This window comes from Paraburkholderia steynii (genome assembly GCF_900100565.1).
Classification (GTDB): domain Bacteria; phylum Pseudomonadota; class Gammaproteobacteria; order Burkholderiales; family Burkholderiaceae; genus Paraburkholderia; species Paraburkholderia terrae.
On the sequence record NZ_FNDI01000004.1, the window covers coordinates 386,647 to 405,893 of the forward strand.

The 19,247-nt window shown below is 63.4% G+C and carries 14 protein-coding genes; 9 read left to right on the forward strand and 5 right to left on the reverse strand.

The features are described from left to right. Positions 1-54: 54 nt before the first annotated feature. The 5 genes from BLT65_RS10600 to BLT65_RS10620 all read right to left on the reverse strand — a co-directional run bounded on the left by BLT65_RS10600 (position 55) and on the right by BLT65_RS10620 (position 5,866). Complete coding sequence (locus tag BLT65_RS10600) at positions 55-1,356, reverse strand: NCS2 family permease (protein WP_091777550.1); 1,302 nt, start codon at positions 1,354-1,356, stop codon at positions 55-57. A gap of 475 nt (positions 1,357-1,831) precedes the next feature. Next, positions 1,832-2,083 carry a DUF4148 domain-containing protein gene (locus BLT65_RS10605; RefSeq protein ID WP_036001118.1) on the reverse strand — a complete coding sequence of 84 codons (252 nt, stop codon included), beginning with the start codon at positions 2,081-2,083 and terminating at the stop codon, positions 1,832-1,834. 189 nt (positions 2,084-2,272) lie between these two features. Further along, a complete protein-coding gene (locus tag BLT65_RS10610) occupies positions 2,273-3,052 on the reverse strand; it encodes a slipin family protein (protein ID WP_042316257.1) in 780 nt (259 codons plus the stop codon). Then, positions 3,049-4,704 carry an NfeD family protein gene (locus BLT65_RS10615; RefSeq protein ID WP_091777680.1) on the reverse strand — a complete coding sequence of 552 codons (1,656 nt, stop codon included), beginning with the start codon at positions 4,702-4,704 and terminating at the stop codon, positions 3,049-3,051. The genes BLT65_RS10610 and BLT65_RS10615 overlap by 4 nt, the downstream gene beginning before the upstream one ends. An 85-nt stretch (positions 4,705-4,789) precedes the next feature. After that, positions 4,790-5,866, reverse strand: coding sequence for an AraC family transcriptional regulator (locus tag BLT65_RS10620; protein ID WP_091777552.1), 1,077 nt, complete (start codon positions 5,864-5,866; stop codon positions 4,790-4,792). A 264-nt stretch (positions 5,867-6,130) separates the two neighbouring features. On the opposite strand from BLT65_RS10620, the gene BLT65_RS10625 reads away from it, so the two are divergent. The 9 genes from BLT65_RS10625 to BLT65_RS10665 all read left to right on the forward strand — a co-directional run bounded on the left by BLT65_RS10625 (position 6,131) and on the right by BLT65_RS10665 (position 18,588). Beyond that, positions 6,131-7,264 carry an acyl-CoA dehydrogenase family protein gene (locus tag BLT65_RS10625; RefSeq protein WP_091777555.1) on the forward strand — a complete coding sequence of 378 codons (1,134 nt, stop codon included), beginning with the start codon at positions 6,131-6,133 and terminating at the stop codon, positions 7,262-7,264. Positions 7,265-7,331: 67 nt separating this feature from the next. Continuing rightward, positions 7,332-9,038: an AMP-binding protein gene (locus BLT65_RS10630; RefSeq protein ID WP_091777682.1), complete on the forward strand. Its 1,707-nt coding sequence runs from the start codon at positions 7,332-7,334 to the stop codon at positions 9,036-9,038. Between the two features lie 54 nt (positions 9,039-9,092). Next, complete coding sequence (locus BLT65_RS10635; RefSeq protein WP_091777557.1) at positions 9,093-10,622, forward strand: CoA-acylating methylmalonate-semialdehyde dehydrogenase; 1,530 nt, start codon at positions 9,093-9,095, stop codon at positions 10,620-10,622. Positions 10,623-11,445: 823 nt separating this feature from the next. Next, complete coding sequence (gene mmsB / locus BLT65_RS10640; RefSeq protein WP_091777559.1) at positions 11,446-12,342, forward strand: 3-hydroxyisobutyrate dehydrogenase; 897 nt, start codon at positions 11,446-11,448, stop codon at positions 12,340-12,342. Continuing rightward, positions 12,339-13,136, forward strand: a complete 798-nt coding sequence (locus BLT65_RS10645; protein WP_091777561.1) for an enoyl-CoA hydratase — start codon at positions 12,339-12,341, stop codon at positions 13,134-13,136. The genes mmsB and BLT65_RS10645 overlap by 4 nt, the downstream gene beginning before the upstream one ends. Continuing rightward, a complete protein-coding gene (locus tag BLT65_RS10650) occupies positions 13,133-14,302 on the forward strand; it encodes an enoyl-CoA hydratase/isomerase family protein (protein WP_091777563.1) in 1,170 nt (389 codons plus the stop codon). Before BLT65_RS10645 ends, BLT65_RS10650 begins: the two co-directional genes overlap by 4 nt. Positions 14,303-14,767: 465 nt before the next feature. Further along, complete coding sequence (locus tag BLT65_RS10655) at positions 14,768-15,319, forward strand: (2Fe-2S)-binding protein (RefSeq protein WP_091777565.1); 552 nt, start codon at positions 14,768-14,770, stop codon at positions 15,317-15,319. A gap of 9 nt (positions 15,320-15,328) precedes the next feature. Further along, the gene (locus BLT65_RS10660; protein ID WP_091777567.1) at positions 15,329-16,330 is read left to right on the forward strand and encodes an FAD binding domain-containing protein; all 1,002 of its coding nucleotides are present in this window, start codon (positions 15,329-15,331) and stop codon (positions 16,328-16,330) included. Between the two features lie 23 nt (positions 16,331-16,353). After that, positions 16,354-18,588 (forward strand): xanthine dehydrogenase family protein molybdopterin-binding subunit, encoded by a 2,235-nt coding sequence (locus BLT65_RS10665; protein ID WP_091777569.1) that lies wholly within the window; start codon positions 16,354-16,356, stop codon positions 18,586-18,588. The last annotated feature ends 659 nt before the right edge of the window (positions 18,589-19,247 follow it).

Here is a 19,247-nt window from a genome sequence, read left to right on the forward strand (position 1 = left end):
CGCAAACCCTCACCAGCGTCGCAGACAAAAACCAAAACCAAAAAACCAAAAACCTCACTCCGACCCAAGATAAAAAAACCGAAACAAAAACACAGCAGCAATAATCCAGACAACGAGTTTCACCTGCCGCGCGCGCCCGGTAAGCAACTTAAGTCCAGCATAAGAAATAAACCCAAACGCCACCCCATTCGCGATGGAATAGGTAAACGGCATCATAAGAGCGGTAAGTGCAGCAGGCACGACTTCAGTAGCATCATCCCATGGCAGATCAGCCATCTCCCTCAGCATGAGACACGACACGTAAAGCAAAGCCGGCGCCGTGGCATAACCCGGCACAACCCCCGCCAGCGGCGCAAAGAACAGCGCGAGTAAAAACAGCACAGCGACCGTAATGGCGGTAACACCCGTACGCCCACCCGCCTGCACACCCGAAGCGCTTTCGATATAAGCCGTCGTCGACGACGTACCCAGCACCGACCCGGCGAGGATCGCCGTACTATCCGCAAGCAGCGCGCGGTTCAAGCGATGCATCTTGCCATGCACAAGCAACCCTGCGCGATTCGCGACACCCATCAGCGTGCCCGTCGCATCGAACAGTTCGACGAGGAAGAACACCAGAATCACATTCAGCACGCCCGTCGACAACGCAGCCTTCACGTCGAGCTGAAACAGCGTCGGCGAAATCGACGGCGGCACGGACACGATGCCGTGAAACTGGTTGCCGCCAAAGAAGAAGCTCAAAATCGTCACGCCGACAATACCGATCAAAATCGCCCCGCGCACGCGCAAAACATCCAGCATGACGATCGCGAAGAAGCCGATGATCGCCAGCACCACATGCGGATCGTGCAGGTTGCCGAGCGTGACCAGCGTCGCCGGACTGCCCGTCACGATGCCCGCCGCCTTCAACGAGATGATCGCGAGAAAGAGACCAATGCCCCCCGTGATCGCGACGCGAATCGAATGCGGAATGCCGTTGACGATCACCTCGCGCACGCGGAACAGCGTGACGATCAGGAACAGGCAGCCGGAGATAAAGACCGCGCCAAGTGCGGCCTGCCACGTGAAGCCCATCCCCTTGACGACCGTGTACGCGAAGTACGCATTCAGGCCCATGCCCGGCGCGCACGCAATCGGGTAGTTCGCGTAAAAGCCCATGATGAGCGAGGCGAGCGCCGCGACAAGGCAGGTCGCCACGAACACCGAGTCTTTGGGCATGCCCGCATCGCCGAGAATCGCCGGATTGACGAAGATGATGTAGGCCATTGTGAGGAAGGTGGTGACGCCTGCCAGAACTTCCACGCGCAGGGTCGTGCCCGCTTCGTCAAAGCCGAAATACCGTTTTACGGAGTCCATGAGCCGAGTCTCTCGTCGTTTGAAATGTCGTTGGTCACTGCTTGTCGTGCTGCCTGTCTCTGCCTGCTTCCGCGCGTCTTCTACCGCGCGATGACGCCCCGTTCCGCATGGCGACGCAGGCGGGCTTCTCCGCCGCATCGGCCATCATGACGCCACGGGCGGATTTAATCACGATTGGTCACTAAATACCGCATTTGCCGCGCGCGCGTGGAGCCCATGCAACACTCGGGACGTGTACACGGCGCGCCGCGGCAACGGGCGGCGCCCAGATGCGTTTTGCTGGCGAAGGGGCGTGATGATACCTGACGCGGCGCATCAGGCTGGATTACGAGGGGAGCGGAAAGGAAGGAATCGCAGTGAATACGGCCTTGCGTAATGTCATGACAAAGGCCGCGCGCGTAGTCGCGTTGAACGTTTCAACGGACAATGCAATGCGAGACGCGCGTCGAATGAGCGCGTCACGCGTCCATTGATATTACTGTTGCGTGCCTTGAGCCTGCGCGCGGCGCTGCGCGACGACGCGGCCTGCGGCGATCGCATTGGCCGGGTAGTTGATCCAGTCGAGCGGATCGTAGCCCGCCTTGCGCCATTCGACGAGATCCGCTTTCACTTCGGCGCGGGTCTTGGGTGTGTTCTGATCATAGACGCGCGACGTCTGCGCAAATGCGGACGATACGGCTGCTACGCCGATAAGCGCGCCCAGAACCATACGAGGAATCAGCTTCATGGCAAGGGCCTGAAAAGTTAGGATGACCCTTTTATTCTAGGTTCTGCATTCGCAATGAGTAAGGCCCGTAACTGAAATGAACCATTGCTCAGTTTGCATCTATGGCCGCGCTCGAGGCGTGGTTCATGCATGCCTCAAGCGCTTTCGCATTCGAACGTTTGAGCGGGATTCGCACGGACAGACCGTCGCCTAGCCCATATGCTGAGAAGGCTTGCCTATCCGATCGATCACGGCCGTCAACAGGTCGACGGGTAACGGAAACACGATGGTCGAATTCTTGTCGGCGGCAATGGTTGTCAGTGTCTGCAAATACCGCAACGTCATCGCCTGCGGTTGTTGCGCAAGCATCTGTGCCGCCTGCAGCAATTTCTCCGACGCCTGCAACTCGCCTTCGGCATGAATGATCTTTGCGCGGCGTTCGCGCTCGGCTTCCGCCTGACGCGCAATCGCGCGGATCATCGTCTCGTTGATATCGACATGCTTGATCTCGACATTCGATACCTTGATACCCCACGCATCCGTTTGCGCATCGAGCACGCGCTGGATGTCGGTATTGAGCTGCTCGCGCTCGGACAGCAGTTCGTCGAGTTCATGCTTGCCGAGCACCGCGCGCAAGGTGGTCTGCGACAGCTGGCTGGTCGCTTCGAAGTAGCGCGCGACCTGAATCACCGCGCGCTCCGGATCGACGACGCGAAAGTACACGACGGCATTGACCTTGACGGACACGTTGTCGCGCGTGATCACGTCCTGCGGCGGCACGTCGAACACGACGGTGCGCAGATCCATCCGCACCACCTGCTGCACGACGGGAATGATCAGCACGAGACCCGGTCCCTTGACCTTCCAGAAGCGGCCGAGCATGAACACCACGCCGCGCTCGTACTCGCGAAACACGCGCACCGCCGAAGCGACCAGCACGATCGCCAGAATAATCAGGATGCTGCCGAAGCCGAAAGTGAAACCGATCATGTGTGTTCTCCCTCTTGTGATGGATTGCTTGCGGGAACCACGGTAAGCATCAGGCCGCGCCGCCCCGTCACGCGCACGGCGTGGCCCGCCGCGAGCGGCGAGGTGCTGCGCACGCGCCAGCGTTCGCCATGCACGCGCGCCCAGCCGACGCGGTCAGGCTCGCCGTGCAGAAGGCTGTCTTGCGGGCTGTCCCGCGAGCCGTCGGCGCGCGCTTGCGCCGTATCGGCGACGAGGCCGTCGTCCAGCACCACGCCCATGCTGCCGATCATCGCCTCGGCGCCCGTCACCACGGGCCGCCGCCGCGAGCGCAGCACCATCCCCGACACGCCGAAGATAAACAGCACGCTGAACACGATGACGGCGGCGATCATCGGCAGCGGCACGCCGTAGCCGGGCACGTCGGTATCGATCAGCATCAGCGCGCCGATCGCGAACGCGACGATGCCGCCGAAGCCAAGCGTGCCGAAGGTCGGCAGGAAGGCTTCGGCGATCAGAAACGCCAGGCCGAGGAAGATCAGACCGAGACCGACGTAATTGACGGGCAGCAATTGCAGCGCGAACAGACCCAGCAGCAGGCTGATCGCGCCCGCCACGCCGGGCAGCACGAAGCCGGGATTCGCGAACTCGAAGAACAGGCCATACATGCCGATCATCAGCAAGATCAAGGCCACGTTCGGGTCGGTGATGACGGCGAGGAAGCGGCTGCGCCAGTCCGCTTCGAGCGTGACGACGGGCGCGTGCGCCGTCGTCAGATGCTTCGCGCCGGCGGCCGTGTCGTACGTGCGGCCGTCGAGTTGCCGGAGCAGGTCGGGAATGTCGCGCGCAATCAGGTCGACGACCTTCTGCTCGAGCGCGTCGCGTGCCGACAGGCTTACCGCCTCGCGCACCGCGCGCTCGGCCCAGTCGACGTTGCGGCCGCGCAGTTGCGCGAGGCCGCGTATATAAGCCTGCGCGTCCTGAAGCTGCTTGCGCAGCTCCGTCGATTGACTGTCTAGCGGGAGCGCGCCGGATGCGGCATTGTCCTTCTGGGCCGGGCCGGACGCAGGTGTCGCACCCGGCAACGCGGGCGGCTGGCCGGGTTTCGGCGCATCCTGGCCGCCGATGCCCAATTGCACGGGCGACGCCGCGCCGAGATTGGTGCCCGGCGCCATCGCCGCGATGTGGCTTGCATAGGTGATGTAGGTGCCGGCGCTCGCGGCGCGCGCGCCGCCAGGCGCGATATACGTCGCGACGGGGATGGGCGACGCGAGAATCGCCTTGATGATCTGCCGCATCGACGTGTCGAGCCCGCCCGGTGTGTCGAGCTGCAGGACGGCGAGCTGGGCGTGATCGTCGGCGGCGCGGGCGAGGCCGCGCACGATGAAATCGGCGGTGGCGGGGCTGATGGCGCCTGCGACGGGAATCACCACCACGCTGCCGGGCGCAACGGAGGATGGCGCGGCGTGGGCGGAAGGCACAAACGCTGCCGCGGCGCAGAACGCCAGCACGAGCAGCAACGCGCGCTGCAACAGCCCTCCCGCCGCGCCGGGGATGATGCGCGGAGCGCAAGCCCATGCGGCACGGGGCGCGGCGGCCATGAAAGCGCTACGCGCGCGGCGCGGCGTGCGTCGCGAACCCGCTTGCCGGATCGGTAGAAGCCGGTACGTTCCCATCGTCGACGGCCGGTGCGCCGCGCTGCGACGGATCACGTTCGCATGGCGGCGCGCCAGGCCTGAAAAGAGCTGGCCTGTCTTAAGCTTAGTCGGATTCCGCGCGTTCCGCCCGGCGGGAGATACCCGCGCCCGCCGTGTACGCGCCGGCCGTGTGCGCGTTCACCGCCCGATAATCCGCCGGCCGCATCCCCGTCCATTTGCGAAACGCCCGGTGAAACGCGCTCGGCTCCGCAAACCCGAGCGCCGCCGCGATGTCGGCGACCGACTGGCCGCCGCGCTGCAACTGCGAAATCGCGATGTCGCGCCGCAAGTCGTCCTTGATCGACTGGTACGTATAGCCTTCCTGCTTCAGATGACGCCGCATCGTCGCCTCGGCAACGTGCAGGCGCTGCGCCATTTCGTCGGAGCCGGGCCAGGCGGACATCGGCAGCGCGCGCAGCGTCTTGCGCACCCGCGCCGCGAGCGAGCCGGGATTGCGGTACTTGATGATGAAGCTCGCGGGCGCGTCGCGCAGAAAAGGCTTGATGGACCTCGTGGTCTGCACGACGGGCAGTTCCAGAAAGTCCGGCGCGAGATCGACATACGACTCGCTTTGCCCGAACGACAGGTCGTCGCAGAACATCAGCCGATACTCGTGCGCGGCGGGCGGCTCGGCGCAACTGAAGCGCGCCTCGATCAGCGGGATGCGCCGCCCGACCAGCCAGCATACGAGTCCGTAGACGAGGATGAAGTATGTTGCGTAAGCAAACATGGCCGGCTGCGGCGCGCCGTCGCGATGCGCGAATGCGAGGCGTACGCGGTCGTCGCGCATGACGATCTGAGCGCGCATGTCGTCGAGCACGAGGCGCATGAAGTTGACGGCGCGCGTCAGCGCCTGGCCGCCGCTGCGCGCCGTCAGCGCCATCTGCGTCATGGCGATGAAGCTGCCGCTTTTCATCGCGTGGGTATCCTGGCCGAAGAACTCGTCGTCGAGCGTTCTTGCGATGTTGGCCCACAGCGCGCCGTATTGCCCCGGCGTCACGCGGCTCTTCGGGCTCGCGAGCACCTGCGGCGCGATGCCCGCCGCCTCGACGATCGGCTGCACGTCGACGCCGCGCGCGCGGGCGAGCGCCAGCGTTTCTTCGACGAGACTCACTGAGATCGTGCCTCTTTCGGTTTTCATCCGGTCCAGGTTCCTCGCGCAGCCCGGAAGTGGGCGTTTCATGAATTCTGGCAAATGCGCTCACGTGAATTGCCGCGAGCGCCTGCCGGAACCGCCATTCTGTCGTATCGGCGCCACGCACGAAATCCGGTTATGGCAAATGCGCTCACGAAAATTGAGCGGACGCGGCATCGAATCCCGCTTTCGCGCCGCCTACACTGGGTTCCAACAGACGCGCTGAGTGTGCAGTGCAGCAGGCGCGCAGAGACAAACGGAGCGAGACACATGGACGAGTTCTATACCGACGAGCAGCGGATGATCCGCGACGCGGCGCGCGACTTCTCGGTCGAACGCCTCGCGCCGAACGCGGCGCAGTGGGACCGCGAAGGTCAGTTGCCTGCGGAAGTCGTCGGGCAGATGGGCGAGCTGGGCTTTCTCGGCATGATCGTGCCGCCCGAATGGGGCGGCTCGTACACCGACTACATCGCGTATGCGCTCGCGCTCGAAGAGATCGCGGCCGGCTGCGCCGCCTGCGCGACACTGATGAGCGTTCACAACTCAGTCGGCTGCGGGCCGATCCTCAACTTTGGCACCGACGCCCAAAAGGACCGCTATCTCGCCGATCTCGCGACGGGCAAGCGCATCGGCGCGTTCTGCCTGACCGAGCCGCACGCGGGCAGCGAAGCGAACAACATCCGCACGCGCGCCGTGCTGCGCGATGGACAGTGGATCATCAACGGCAGCAAGCAGTTCGTGACGAACGGCGCGCGCGCCAGCATCGCGATCGTGTTCGCCGTCACCGATCCCGACGCGGGCAAGCGCGGCATCTCGGCCTTTATCGTGCCGACGGATGCGCCGGGGTTCAACGTCGGGCGTCCCGAGAGCAAGCTCGGCATTCGCGCGTCGGATACCTGCCCGATTTCGCTCGACGATTGCGCCGTGCCCGAAGCGAATCTGCTCGGCGCGCCGGGCGAGGGCTTGCGCATCGCGCTGTCGAATCTGGAAGGCGGACGCATCGGCATCGCGGCGCAGGCGATCGGCATTGCGCGCGCCGCGTTCGATGCGGCCCGCGCGTATGCGAACGAGCGTGTCCAGTTCGGCAAGGCGTTGAAGGAACATCAGACCATCGCCAACATGCTCGCCGACATGGCGACGCGCCTGAACGCCGCGCGCCTGCTCGTGCATCACGCGGCGCGGCTGCGCAGCGCGGGGCGGCCGTGTCTGTCGGAGGCATCGCAGGCGAAGCTGTATGCGTCAGAGATGGCTGAAGAGATTTGCTCGAAGGCGATTCAGATTCACGGCGGCTATGGGTATCTGGAGGACTACGCCGTCGAGCGGCATTATCGCGATGCACGCATTACGCAAATCTACGAAGGCACGAGCGAAGTACAAAGAATGGTTATCGCGCGGCACGTTTGAGCGCAGAATAATCCGCCAATAGAGCGCACCCGCGCCGGGCGCAAACGCGCCATCAATGGAGACGACGATGACGGCAGCCCAAGGCTTTTTCGACGCGCGCGACCTGTTGTTGCGCCATCGCACCGACTATGAGCGCGCATACAGCGAGTTCAGATGGCCGGAACTCGGGGAGTTCAACTGGGCGCTCGATTATTTCGACGTCGTCGCGAGAGGGAACGACAATCCGGCGCTGTGGATCGTCGATGATCCGGCGCAAGAAGGGCTGAAGCTCTCGTATGCGCAGATGTCGGAGCGCTCGTCGCGGATGGCGAATTTTCTGCGCAGGCTAGGCGTGGGGCGCGGCGACCGGCTGCTGTTGATGCTGCCGAACCGCGTCGAGTTGTGGGACGTGATGCTCGCGGCGATGAAGCTCGGCGCGATCGTGCTGCCCGCCACGACGCAACTGTCGCCCGACGACGTGCGCGACCGCGTGCAGATCGGCGGCGCGAATTTCGTGGTGGTCGATAGCGCGGAGACGGGCAAGTTCGACGCGCTCGATACGCCGTTGAAACGCATCTCGGTTGGCGCGCCGCGCGAAGGCTGGACGGATATCGCAGCCGCGTACGCATCGTCGCCGACCTTCACGCCGGACGGCGCCACGCGCGGCACCGATCCGATGCTGCTGTACTTCACGTCGGGCACGACGTCGAAGCCGAAGCTCGTCGAGCACACGCACGAAAGCTACCCCGTCGGCCATCTGTCGACGATGTACTGGATCGGCCTGCAACCGGGCGATATCCACTGGAACATCAGTTCGCCCGGCTGGGCGAAGCACGCGTGGAGTTGCTTCTTCGCGCCGTGGAATGCGCAGGCGTGCGTGTTCGTCTACAACTTCGCGCGCTTCGTGCCGAAAGAAACGCTCGACGTGCTGGTGCGCTACAACGTCACGACGCTGTGCGCGCCGCCCACTGTGTGGCGCATGCTCGTGCAGGAGCCGCTCGCGTCGTATCCCGTGAAGCTTCGCGAGATCGTCGGCGCGGGCGAGCCGCTGAACCCGGAGATCATCGAACGCGTGCGGCATGCCTGGAACATCGTGATTCGCGATGGCTACGGGCAGACGGAAACTACTTGCCAGATCGGCAACCCGCCGGGGCAGCCTGTCGTGCCGGGTTCGATGGGGCGTCCGTTGCCGGGCTACCGCGTCGAACTCGTCGATCCGGACGATCATCCTGTGACGGAAGGCGAAATCGCGCTGCCGCTTGGCTCACGTCCGCTCGGCCTGATGACGGGCTACGCGAACAACGCAAAGGCCACCGAACACGCGATGCGCAACGGCTACTACCACACGTCCGATGTCGCGATGCGGCGCGACGATGGTTATCTCGTGTACGTGGGCCGCTCGGACGACGTGTTCAAGTCGTCCGATTACCGGCTGAGTCCATTCGAACTCGAGAGCGTGCTGATCGAGCACGAAGCGATTGCCGAAGCGGCCGTGGTGCCGAGCAACGATCCGCTGCGACTGTCGGTGCCGAAGGCCTTCGTGACCGTGCGACATGGATTCGAAGCGGGTCCCGAACTCGCGCGCGACGTGTTCCGCTTTTCGCGCGAAAAGCTCGCGCCGTACAAGCGTATTCGCCGCCTGCAATTCAGCGATCTGCCGAAGACGATCTCCGGCAAGATTCGCCGCGTCGAGTTGAGGCGGCGCGAACTGGAGCGCACGGCAGAGCCGGCGCGCTTGCAGGATGAATACTGGGAAGAGGATTTCCCCGAGCTTCGCAATGGAAACGGAAACTGAGCCCGAACTGAACGACAGTCGAGCCACTGATATCTACTTCAGGAGACATGCAGAATGAGCGCAATTCCTTCGACTCTGGCTGACCGCAAGGTCGACACGGTCAAGCTGTTGATCAACGGCGAATTTGTCGAGTCGAGCGCGACCGAGTGGCGCGACATCGTGAATCCGGCGACGCAGGAAGTGCTGGCGCGCGTGCCGTTCGCGACGAAAGCGGAAGTGGACGCGGCGATCCGTTCCGCGCATGCCGCGTTTGCGACGTGGAAGAACACGCCGATTGGCGCGCGCATGCGGATCATGCTGAAGTACCAGGCGCTGATTCGCGAGCACATGCCGCGCATTGCGAAGACGTTGACGGCGGAGCAGGGCAAGACGTTGCCCGATGCCGAAGGCGACATTTTCCGAGGCCTCGAAGTGGTCGAGCATGCGTGTTCGATCGGCACGTTGCAGCAGGGCGAGTTCGCGGAGAACGTGGCGGGCAGCGTCGACACGTACACGCTGCGTCAACCGATTGGCGTATGCGCGGGCATTACGCCGTTCAACTTCCCGGCGATGATTCCGCTGTGGATGTTCCCGATGGCGATCGTATGCGGCAACACATTCGTGCTGAAGCCATCGGAGCAGGACCCGCTATCGACGATGCAGCTGGTTGAGCTGGCCATCGAAGCGGGCGTGCCGAAGGGTGTGTTGAACGTGGTGCATGGCGGGAAGGAAGTTGTCGATGGCTTGTGTACGCATGAGTTGGTGAAGGCGATTTCGTTTGTCGGATCGACCGCGGTGGGTACGCATGTGTACAACCTGGGCAGCCAGCACGGCAAGCGTGTGCAATCGATGATGGGCGCGAAGAATCACGCTGTCGTGTTGCCTGATGCGAACCGCGAGCAGACGCTGAATGCGCTGGTGGGTGCCGGCTTCGGCGCGGCGGGGCAGCGGTGTATGGCGACATCGGTGGTGGTGCTGGTGGGGTCGTCGAAGGAGTGGTTGCCGGAACTTGTCGCGAAGGCGAAGACGTTGAAGGTGAATGCCGGTCATGAGGCCGGCACGGATATCGGGCCTGTGGTTTCGCGTGCTGCGAAGGAGCGTGTTCTTGGTCTGATCGACGCGGGCGTGAAGGAGGGTGCAACGCTTGCGCTGGATGGGCGGGGTGTTGGTGTGCCTGGCTACGAGGCGGGTAATTTCATCGGGCCGACGGTTTTTAGTGATGTTTCGGTTGAGATGGATGTCTATAAGACGGAGATCTTTGGGCCTGTGTTGTGTGTGATGACCGTGCCGACCTTGGATGATGCCATTGCGCTCGTGAATAGCAATCCAATGGGCAATGGTGTGGGGCTCTTTACGCAGAGCGGCGCGGCGGCGCGCAAGTTCCAAAGCGAGATCGATGTTGGGCAGGTTGGGATCAATATTCCTATTCCCGTGCCGGTGCCGTTTTTTAGTTTTACTGGATCTCGCGGGTCGAAGCTTGGGGATCTTGGGCCTTATGGCAAGCAGGTTGTGCAGTTTTATACGCAGACTAAGACTGTCACCGCGAGATGGTTTGATGACGCCACTGTCAGTGATGGTGTGAATACGACCATTAGCCTTCGATAAGGGCTTTTTGTTTGTCTGCGACGCTGGGTGGTCCGCTGTGCTTCGCGCTGGCATCCGCGATTTGTTATCTAGCTTCAGGCGTCGCCCCTGTGGGGGGCGGCACCTACTTTTCTTTGCCGCCGCAAAGAAAAGTAGGCAAAAGAAAGCGGCTAACACCGCCAGTTCTTGTGTGCACCTACTTTTCTTTGCCGCCGCAAAGAAAAGTAGGCAAAAGAAAGCGGCTAACACCGCTAATTCTTGTATTTGCCTGAGGGCCCCCAAAGGGTCTTACGCTTCACACGGTAATCACGTGACCCACGTTCGTTGCCAACGCTTTGAATAAACGCCTCACCTGCTTCAACTGCCTGCATAACTGCAAACGGCAGCGAACGGTTAGTGCCGCCCAGGTGGCAAACTGTGTGTAGGTTGTCGCGGCATATACGTTAGCGCTCTTACATGGTGGAACGCGTGTGCTATCGGTCCGGAGTGAGGTGTGTGGAGTACTACGGCCTACACACAGTTTGCCACCTGGGCGGCGGTGGAGTATCTGGTACGGCGTGCCGCAACGCAGGTGCATGAAGCGGGTGATGCGCAGCGCAAGGGCGCTGGCAACAAAGATGAGTCACGTGATTGCCGTGTGAAGTGTAAGACCCTTTGGGGGCCCTCAGGCAAGAAGAAATGTTGGCGGTGTTAGCCGCTTTCTTTTGCCTACTTTTCTTTGCGGCGGCAAAGAAAAGTAGGTGCCGCCCCGCACAGGGGCGACGCGTGAAGCACGCTAACAAACCGCGGATGCCAGCGCAGAAAGCAAAACACCGCGATAGCAGACAAAACCACAGGAGCGAACATGAAAATCGGCTTCATAGGACTAGGCAACATGGGCGCGCCGATGGCGCTGAACTTGCTGAAAGCGGGCCACGCCCTAAGCGTTTTCGATCTGAACACGCAAGCATTAGAAACCCTGAAACAAGCAGGCGCAAGAACAGCAAAAACCCCAAAAGAAGCCTCGACGGACGTCGAATACGTCATCACGATGCTCCCAGCGGCAGCGCATGTACGAGCCGTGCTAACAGGCGAAGAAGGCATCCTCGCGGGCATCGCGAAGAACATAACGATCATCGACTCGAGCACGATCGACCCGGCCAGCGTAAAAGCCTTCGCCGACCTGGCGACACAAAACGGAAACACCTTCGTAGACGCGCCAGTCTCAGGCGGCACAGGCGGCGCCACATCCGGCACACTGACATTCATGGTCGGCAGCACCGCGGAAACCTACGAACAGGTGAAGCCAATCCTCTCAGCAATGGGCAAAAACATAGTCCACTGCGGCGATACCTCGACCGGCCAGGTCGCAAAGATCTGCAACAACCTGGTGCTGGGCATCACGATGGCAGGCGTGTCAGAAGCGATGGCACTCGGCGAAAAACTCGGCATCGACCCCCAGGTACTGGGCAAAATCATCAACACATCGACGGGCCGTTGCTGGAGCTCGGACACCTACAACCCATTCCCCGGCGTCATCGACACCGCGCCGTCGACGCGCGGCTACACAGGCGGCTTCGGCACCGACCTGATGCTCAAGGACCTCGGACTCGCCACCGATGCCGCAAAGCTCGCGCGCCAACCCGTCTACCTCGGCGCGCTCGCGCAACAGCTCTATCAAACCATGAGCACGAACGGCGCCGGCAAGCTCGACTTCTCAGCGGTGATCAAGCTGTATCGCAAGGACGGAGGCGCGTCATGATCGAACTCGACCACGCGCATGACGGCAGCGTCGCCGTGCTGACCCTGAAGCGCCCGCCAGCGAACGCATTCACACCGGAAGGGCTATTGCAGCTGCACCACACCGTCGAACGCCTGAACAACGACGCGCAAGTGCGCGCAATCGTCATCACGGGCGACGGTCCGAAGTTCTTCAGCGCGGGCGCCGATCTCAACACCTTCGCCGACGGCAACAAGGAAGTCGCGCGACAAGCAGCATCGCGCTTCGGCACGGCGTTCGAGACGCTGCAAAACGCGCGGCCCGTCGTGATCGCGGCGATCAACGGCTATGCAATGGGCGGCGGGCTCGAATGCGCGCTCGCGTGCGATATCCGCATTGCCGAGCAGCACGCGGTGATGGCGCTGCCGGAAACGGCCGTCGGCCTGCTGCCGTGCGGCTGCGGCACGCAGACGCTGCCGTGGCTCGTCGGCGAGGGCTGGGCGAAGCGCATCGTGCTGACGGGCGAACGCGTCGATGCCGCGACGGCGCTGCGCATCGGGCTCGTCGAGGAAGTGGTCGAGAAAGGCGCGGCGCGCGAATTCGCGCTGCAGATGGCGGCGCGCGTTGCGGCCTTGAGCCCGCAGGCCGTCACCTTCAGCAAGGAACTGATCCAGCAGGCGCGCAACGGTGTGCCGCGCACGGCGGCGCTGGCCGTGGAGCGCGAGCGCTTCGTCGATCTGTTCGACGGCGCTGATCAGCGCGAGGGCGTCAACGCGTTCCTCGAAAAACGCGCGCCGAAGTGGCAAGGCGCGCAATCGAAGGAGTCGCAGCGATGAACGCTGTTCTCAAAGAGGCAAGCATGCACGAACCCGACGTGCTGTTCCGCGTCGTCAATCGCGTCGCGATCGTCACGCTGAACCGCCCGGCTGCGCTGAACGCGCTGTCGCATGAGATGGTGCGCGAACTGGCCGTGCTGATCGAGCGCTGCCGCACCGATAGCGAGATCGTTGCCGTGGTGCTGCGCGGCGCGGGTGCGAAAGGTTTCTGCGCAGGCGGCGACGTACGCGCGCTGTACGGCATGCGGCAGCGTAACGAAAAAAACTGGCAGCAGTTCTTCATCGACGAATACCGGCTCGACTACGCGCTGCATACCTTCCCGAAGCCCGTTGTCGCGCTGCTGGACGGCATCACGATGGGCGGCGGCATGGGGCTTGGCCAGGCGGCGCGGCTGCGCATCGTCACCGAGCGCACGAAGATCGCCATGCCCGAGACGCGCATCGGCTTTCTGCCCGACGTCGGCGCAACGCGTTTTCTGAGCGTGATGCCCGCCGAGGTCGAACTGTATGTCGGACTGACTGGCGTGACGCTGTCGGGTGCGGAGGCATTGCGCTTCCAGCTGGCGGATCTGTGCGTGCCGTCCGAATGGCTCGATACGTTCGAGGAACGTCTGTTGCGCATCGCAACGGCCGACGTCGCCGCCGACGATCTGCTGCGCGCCTTGCGCACCGTATTCGAGCCGCCGTGCAACATCGTCCCGCACGCGGGGCTCGGCGCGTTCACGCAGTTGATCCTGCGGCACTTCGACCGGCGCTCGGGCGTCGAGCGGATCGTCGCGACGCTGCGTCAGGATCTGGAGCGCGAGCATTCGCCCCAAATGGGCCAGCGCGAGGTGCGTCAGTGGCTGCAAGCGACGCATGAAGCGCTGACGTCGCATTCGCCGACCATGCTATACGTCACGCGCGACGCGTTGCTGCGCGGCCGTCAGATGACGCTCGCCGAATGTTTCCGGATGGAATTGGGTATCGTCACGCGCGCGATCGAAGAGGGCGATTTCAGCGAAGGCGTGCGCGCGCATCTCGTCGACAAGGACCGCAAGCCGCGCTGGGCGCCCGCGACGCTGGCTGAAGTGCGGCCCGAGCGCGTGCGGCATTTCCTGTCGTCGCCGTGGCGCGCGCAGGCGCATCCTTTGGCTGATCTTGGCGAGGAGCAAGCGCTGGCGTGAACGCGCGCCGCCCAGTGCTGCGTGAAACGATACGACGCCGACACCGACACGATGCCCGACAGGATGCCGTCGCCTGTCGGGCGTTCGTCCGGGTCCTCGCCGTGATGGATCGCGGCGTACGCGTCCGCGCCGAAGCCGAGCGTCGCTGTAAGGGGCAGATGTCCCCGGGTATGGATTTTTGCAGCGGCTCGCACGAGGCCGGGCATTGCGCTTGCTGCGCCTGATCAGTCTGCCGGTCGGTCAGTCCGGCATCCGGGCGGCCAGAAGCGCGGAACGTTTCAAACGCGAAGGGTTTAAAGCAAGCACGCCACCGGCGCTTCCACGGATCGGCGCCTATACTTTTCGCTTGTCCATCGGTGCTCCACGGTGTTGCGACGGCGTCGCGCGATCGTGGCACGCGCCATCTGGCATTCGACCGTCTTCCTTCCGATCGTCCCCTTCCGATTGCTGCATGGAGATTTCCCGATGCCCCATACCATCGCCCGACCCGAAGTCACTCCGCAGGAAGCGAATCAACCCGGTGACACGCCGCACGCACAGCCGTCGTCGAGCGTCACGATTCCCGTCGAACTGAACGTGAACGGCACGTCGTACGCGCTCGCGCTCGATCCACGCACGACCTTGCTCGATGCGTTGCGCGAGCATCTGCATCTGACGGGCACGAAGAAAGGCTGCGACCACGGCCAGTGCGGCGCATGCACGGTTCACGTGAACGGCCACCGCGAAAACGCGTGTCTGTCGTTCGCGGCTACGCACGAAGGCGACACGATCACGACCATCGAAGGCATCGGCGAGCCCGATGCGCTGCATCCGATGCAGGCCGCGTTCGTCGAATGCGACGGTTATCAGTGCGGCTACTGTACGTCCGGCCAGATCATGTCGGCCGTCGCGCTGCTCGACGAAGCGATCGGCCCCGACGACGCCGACGTGCGCGAAGCGATGAGCGGCAACCTGTGCCGCTGCGGCGCCTATCAGAACATCGTGACGGCCATCCAGACCGTGCGCGGTAAGCGCTAGGAGGCCACGATGGAACTGTTCCAGCTTTCGCGCGCCAACGACATGCGCGACGCGATCGTCGCAGGCGCCGCGTCGCAAACGGCGCAGCAGGGCGCGCAGGTGCGCTTTCTCGCGGGCGGCACGACGCTTCTTGATCTGATGAAACTCGATGTGGAGAAACCGGCGCGCGTGGTCGATATCAGCCGCTTGCCGCTCGATCGCGTCGAAATAGCGGACGACGGCGGCGTGCGTATCGGCGCGCTCGTGCGCAACGCCGACCTCGCGCTGCATCCGCTGATTCACGAGCCGTACGCAGTGCTGTCGCAGGCGCTGCTGGCGGGCGCGTCCGCGCAGTTGCGCAACATGGCGACGACGGGCGGCAACCTGCTGCAACGCACGCGCTGCGTCTACTTCCGCGATACCGCGATGCCGTGCAACAAGCGCGTGCCGGGTTCCGGCTGCGCTGCGATCACCGGCTTCAACCGGACGATGGCGATACTCGGTACGAGCGATGCATGTATCGCGACCAATCCGTCGGACATGAACGTTGCGCTCACGGCACTCGGCGCGACTGTGCAGATTCAGGGGACGAAGGGCGCGCGCAGTGTCCCGATCGACGATTTTTACCTGCTGCCGGGCGACACGCCGGAGCGCGAAACCGTGCTCGAACCGGGCGATCTCGTCACACATGTCACGTTGCCTCCGATTCCGGGCAGCCGCTCGCTGTATCTGAAGCTGCGCGACCGCGCGTCGTATGAGTTCGCGCTGGCGTCGGCGGCTGTCGTCGTCAATGTGGCCGACGGGCGTATCACGCGCGCGCATGTTGCGCTCGGCGGCGTTGGCACGAAGCCGTGGCATGCGCGCGAAGCCGAAGCCGAACTCGCGGGCGCCGTGCCCGATGCGGCGAGCTTTGCGCGCGCCGCCGACGCCGCGCTCGTGAATGCGAAAGCGCAGAGCCAGAACGGCTTCAAGATCGAACTATCGAGGCGCTGCCTGATACATGCATTGACGCAGGTCATGCAGTCCGTCTGAAACTTTTTCGAGGACTTCTTTCCATGTCCACTGTGTCCGATTCCTTGCTGTCCATCATTGGGCAGCCGCAGTCGCGCATCGACGGTCCGCTGAAAGTGAGCGGACGCGCGCAGTACACCTCCGATATCGATTTGCCCGACATGCTGTACGCGGTGCCCGTGTGCGCGACGATCGCGAGCGGCCGTGTCACGTCGCTCGAATTCGCCGCCGCGCAGGCGATGCCCGGCGTGCGCGTGGTTCTGCATCGCGGCAACATCGGCCGCTTCTATCGTATTTCGGGTAATTCGATGGAGACGGGTTTCGTCGACGAAGCGCGTCCGCCGTTCGAGGACGACGTGATCCGCTATTACGGCCAGTACGTGGCCGCCGTCGTCGCCGAGACATTCGAGGCGGCGAGCAACGCCGCGGCCGCCGTGAAAGTCGGCTATGAAAAGACGGCGCATGACGTCAGCGACGAACTCGAGGCGAAGGGCGAGCCGCATGTCCAGAGCGAGCGCGGCGATGCGGCATCCGCATTCGACACGAGCGAAGTGACGCTCGACGAGACGTATGTGACGCCCGTCGAAACGCACAACCCGATCGAGCTGCACGCGACCGTCGCGCAGTGGGACGGCGAGGGCTACACCTTCTACGAGACCACGCAGGCCGTGTCGAATCATCAGGGCACGCTGATGCAGATGCTTGGCCTGCCGAAAGAGAAAGTGCGCGTGATCTCGCGCTATCTCGGCTCGGGCTTCGGCGGCAAGTTGTGGATGTGGCCGCACTCGCTGCTGGCGGCGGCTGCGTCGCGCCAAACGGGGCAGCCGGTGAAGCTGGTCGTGAGCCGCAAGATGATGTTCCAGAACGTCGGGCATCGTCCGACGACGCAGCAGCGCATGCGCCTTTCTGCCGATCGCGGCGGCAAGCTCACGTCGATTCGCCACGACTACGTGAATCACACCGCGATCGCCGACGACTACGAGGAAAGCTGCGGAGAGATCACGCCGTTTTTGTACAGCGTGCCGAATCTGCGCGTGAGTTCAGGTCTCGTGCGGCGCAACGTCGGATCGCCGACCGCGATGCGTGGACCGGGCGCGGTGCCGGGACTCTACGCGCTCGAATCGTCGATGAACGAACTGGCGCGCAAGCTCGACATCGATCCTGTCGAATTCCGTTTGAGGAACGAGCCGAAGGTCGACGAATCGACGGGCTTGCCGTTTTCGTCGCGGCATTTCGTCGAGTGTCTGACGACGGGCGCGGAAAGGTTTGGCTGGGGGCAGCGCACGTCGGAAGTCGGTTCGATGACGCGCGACGGGCTGACGCTCGGCTGGGGCGTCGGCGCATGCGGCTGGCCGGGGCTGCGTTTTTCCGCCGAGGCGAGCGTCGATCTGCGCGCGGACGGCACGGCGCGCGTCGTGTGCGGCACGCAGGACATCGGCACGGGCACGTACACGATCCTCGCGCAACTGGTCGCGGGGCACACGGGCATTCCGCTCGACCAGATTGAAGTCGTGCTCGGGGATACGATGCTGCCCGTGGGGCCGATATCGGGTGGCTCGGCGGCGACGGCTTCCGTGATTCCCGCCGTGCTGCAGGCGGCGCGCGCGGCAACGGACATGGTGTTGGCGCGCGCTGTCGCTGTCGACGAGTCGCCATTCAAGGGTGCCGACAAGGACGCGCTCGCGTTCGGGGCGGGACGTGTGTTTCGCAAGACTGATGCGGCCGGGACGGGTGTGCCGTTTGCGCAGATTTTGCAGGCCGCGAAGATGCATGCGGCGTCGGGGAAGGGCAGTGCGCAGGGCGGCTTCGACGATCCGCTGAAGAAGCACTATTCGATCTACTCGTATGGCGCGCATTTCGCTGAGGTGACGTGGCAGCCGGAGACGGCGCGGCTGCGCGTGAGCCGCATCGTGACGGTAATCGACGCGGGGCGGATTCTGAATCCGCGCGCCGGGCGCAATCAGATTGAAGGGGCTGTGGTGATGGGTGTTGGCATGGCTCTCTTCGAGCATACGATGTATGACGCGCAAAGCGGTGCGCCGATCAATAGCAATCTTGCTGACTATATTGTCGCTTCGCATGCGGATATGCCGGCGCTCGATGTGACGTTTCTGGATTATCCCGATCCTGTGTTTAACGAGCTGGGCGCTCGGGGGATTGCCGAGATTGGGCTGGCTGGCGTCGCGGCGGCGATTACTGATGCTGTGCATCATGCGACGGGTGTCAGAGCGCGGAGGTTGCCGGTGATGATTGAGGATTTGCTTGTAGAGAGGATTTAGTGTGTGGCGCCTTTGCGGCGCGGGCGGTTTGGGCTGCTTATGTTTGCGCTGGCTTTGACTTCGTGGCGCGGCCGGGTTGGTTTGCTTGTGTTTTTGCTGGCATCCGCGTTATGCCTTCGTGCTTCAAGCGTCGCCCCTGTGCGGGGCGGCACCTACTTTTCTTTGCCGCCGCAAAGAAAAGTAGGCAAAAGAAAGCGGCTAACACCGCTAATTCTAGTGTTTGCCTGAGGGCCCCCAAAGGTTCTTACGCCTCACACGGCAATCACGTGACCCATGTTCGTTGCCAGCGCTCTTGCAGTGCGCCTCACCCGCTTCACGCACCCGCGCTTCACCATGCCGTGCCAGATAGTCCACCGCCGCCCAGGTGGCAAACTGTGTGTAGGCCGTAGTACTCCACACGCATCACTTCGGACCGATAGCGCACGCCTCGATGTAAGAGCGCCGAGCTATACGACGCGACAACCTACACACAGTTTGCCACCTGGGCGGCACATACCATTCGCTGCCGCTGGCCCGAGTACGGGTCTTCGAAGCGGGTGAGGCGTTCATTCGAAGCGTTGGCAACTCGCGTGAACAGAAAGGCTGCCGTGTGAAGCGTAAGACCCGTTGGGGGCCCTCAGGCAGGAACAAGAGCTGACGGTGTGAGCCGCTTTCTTTTG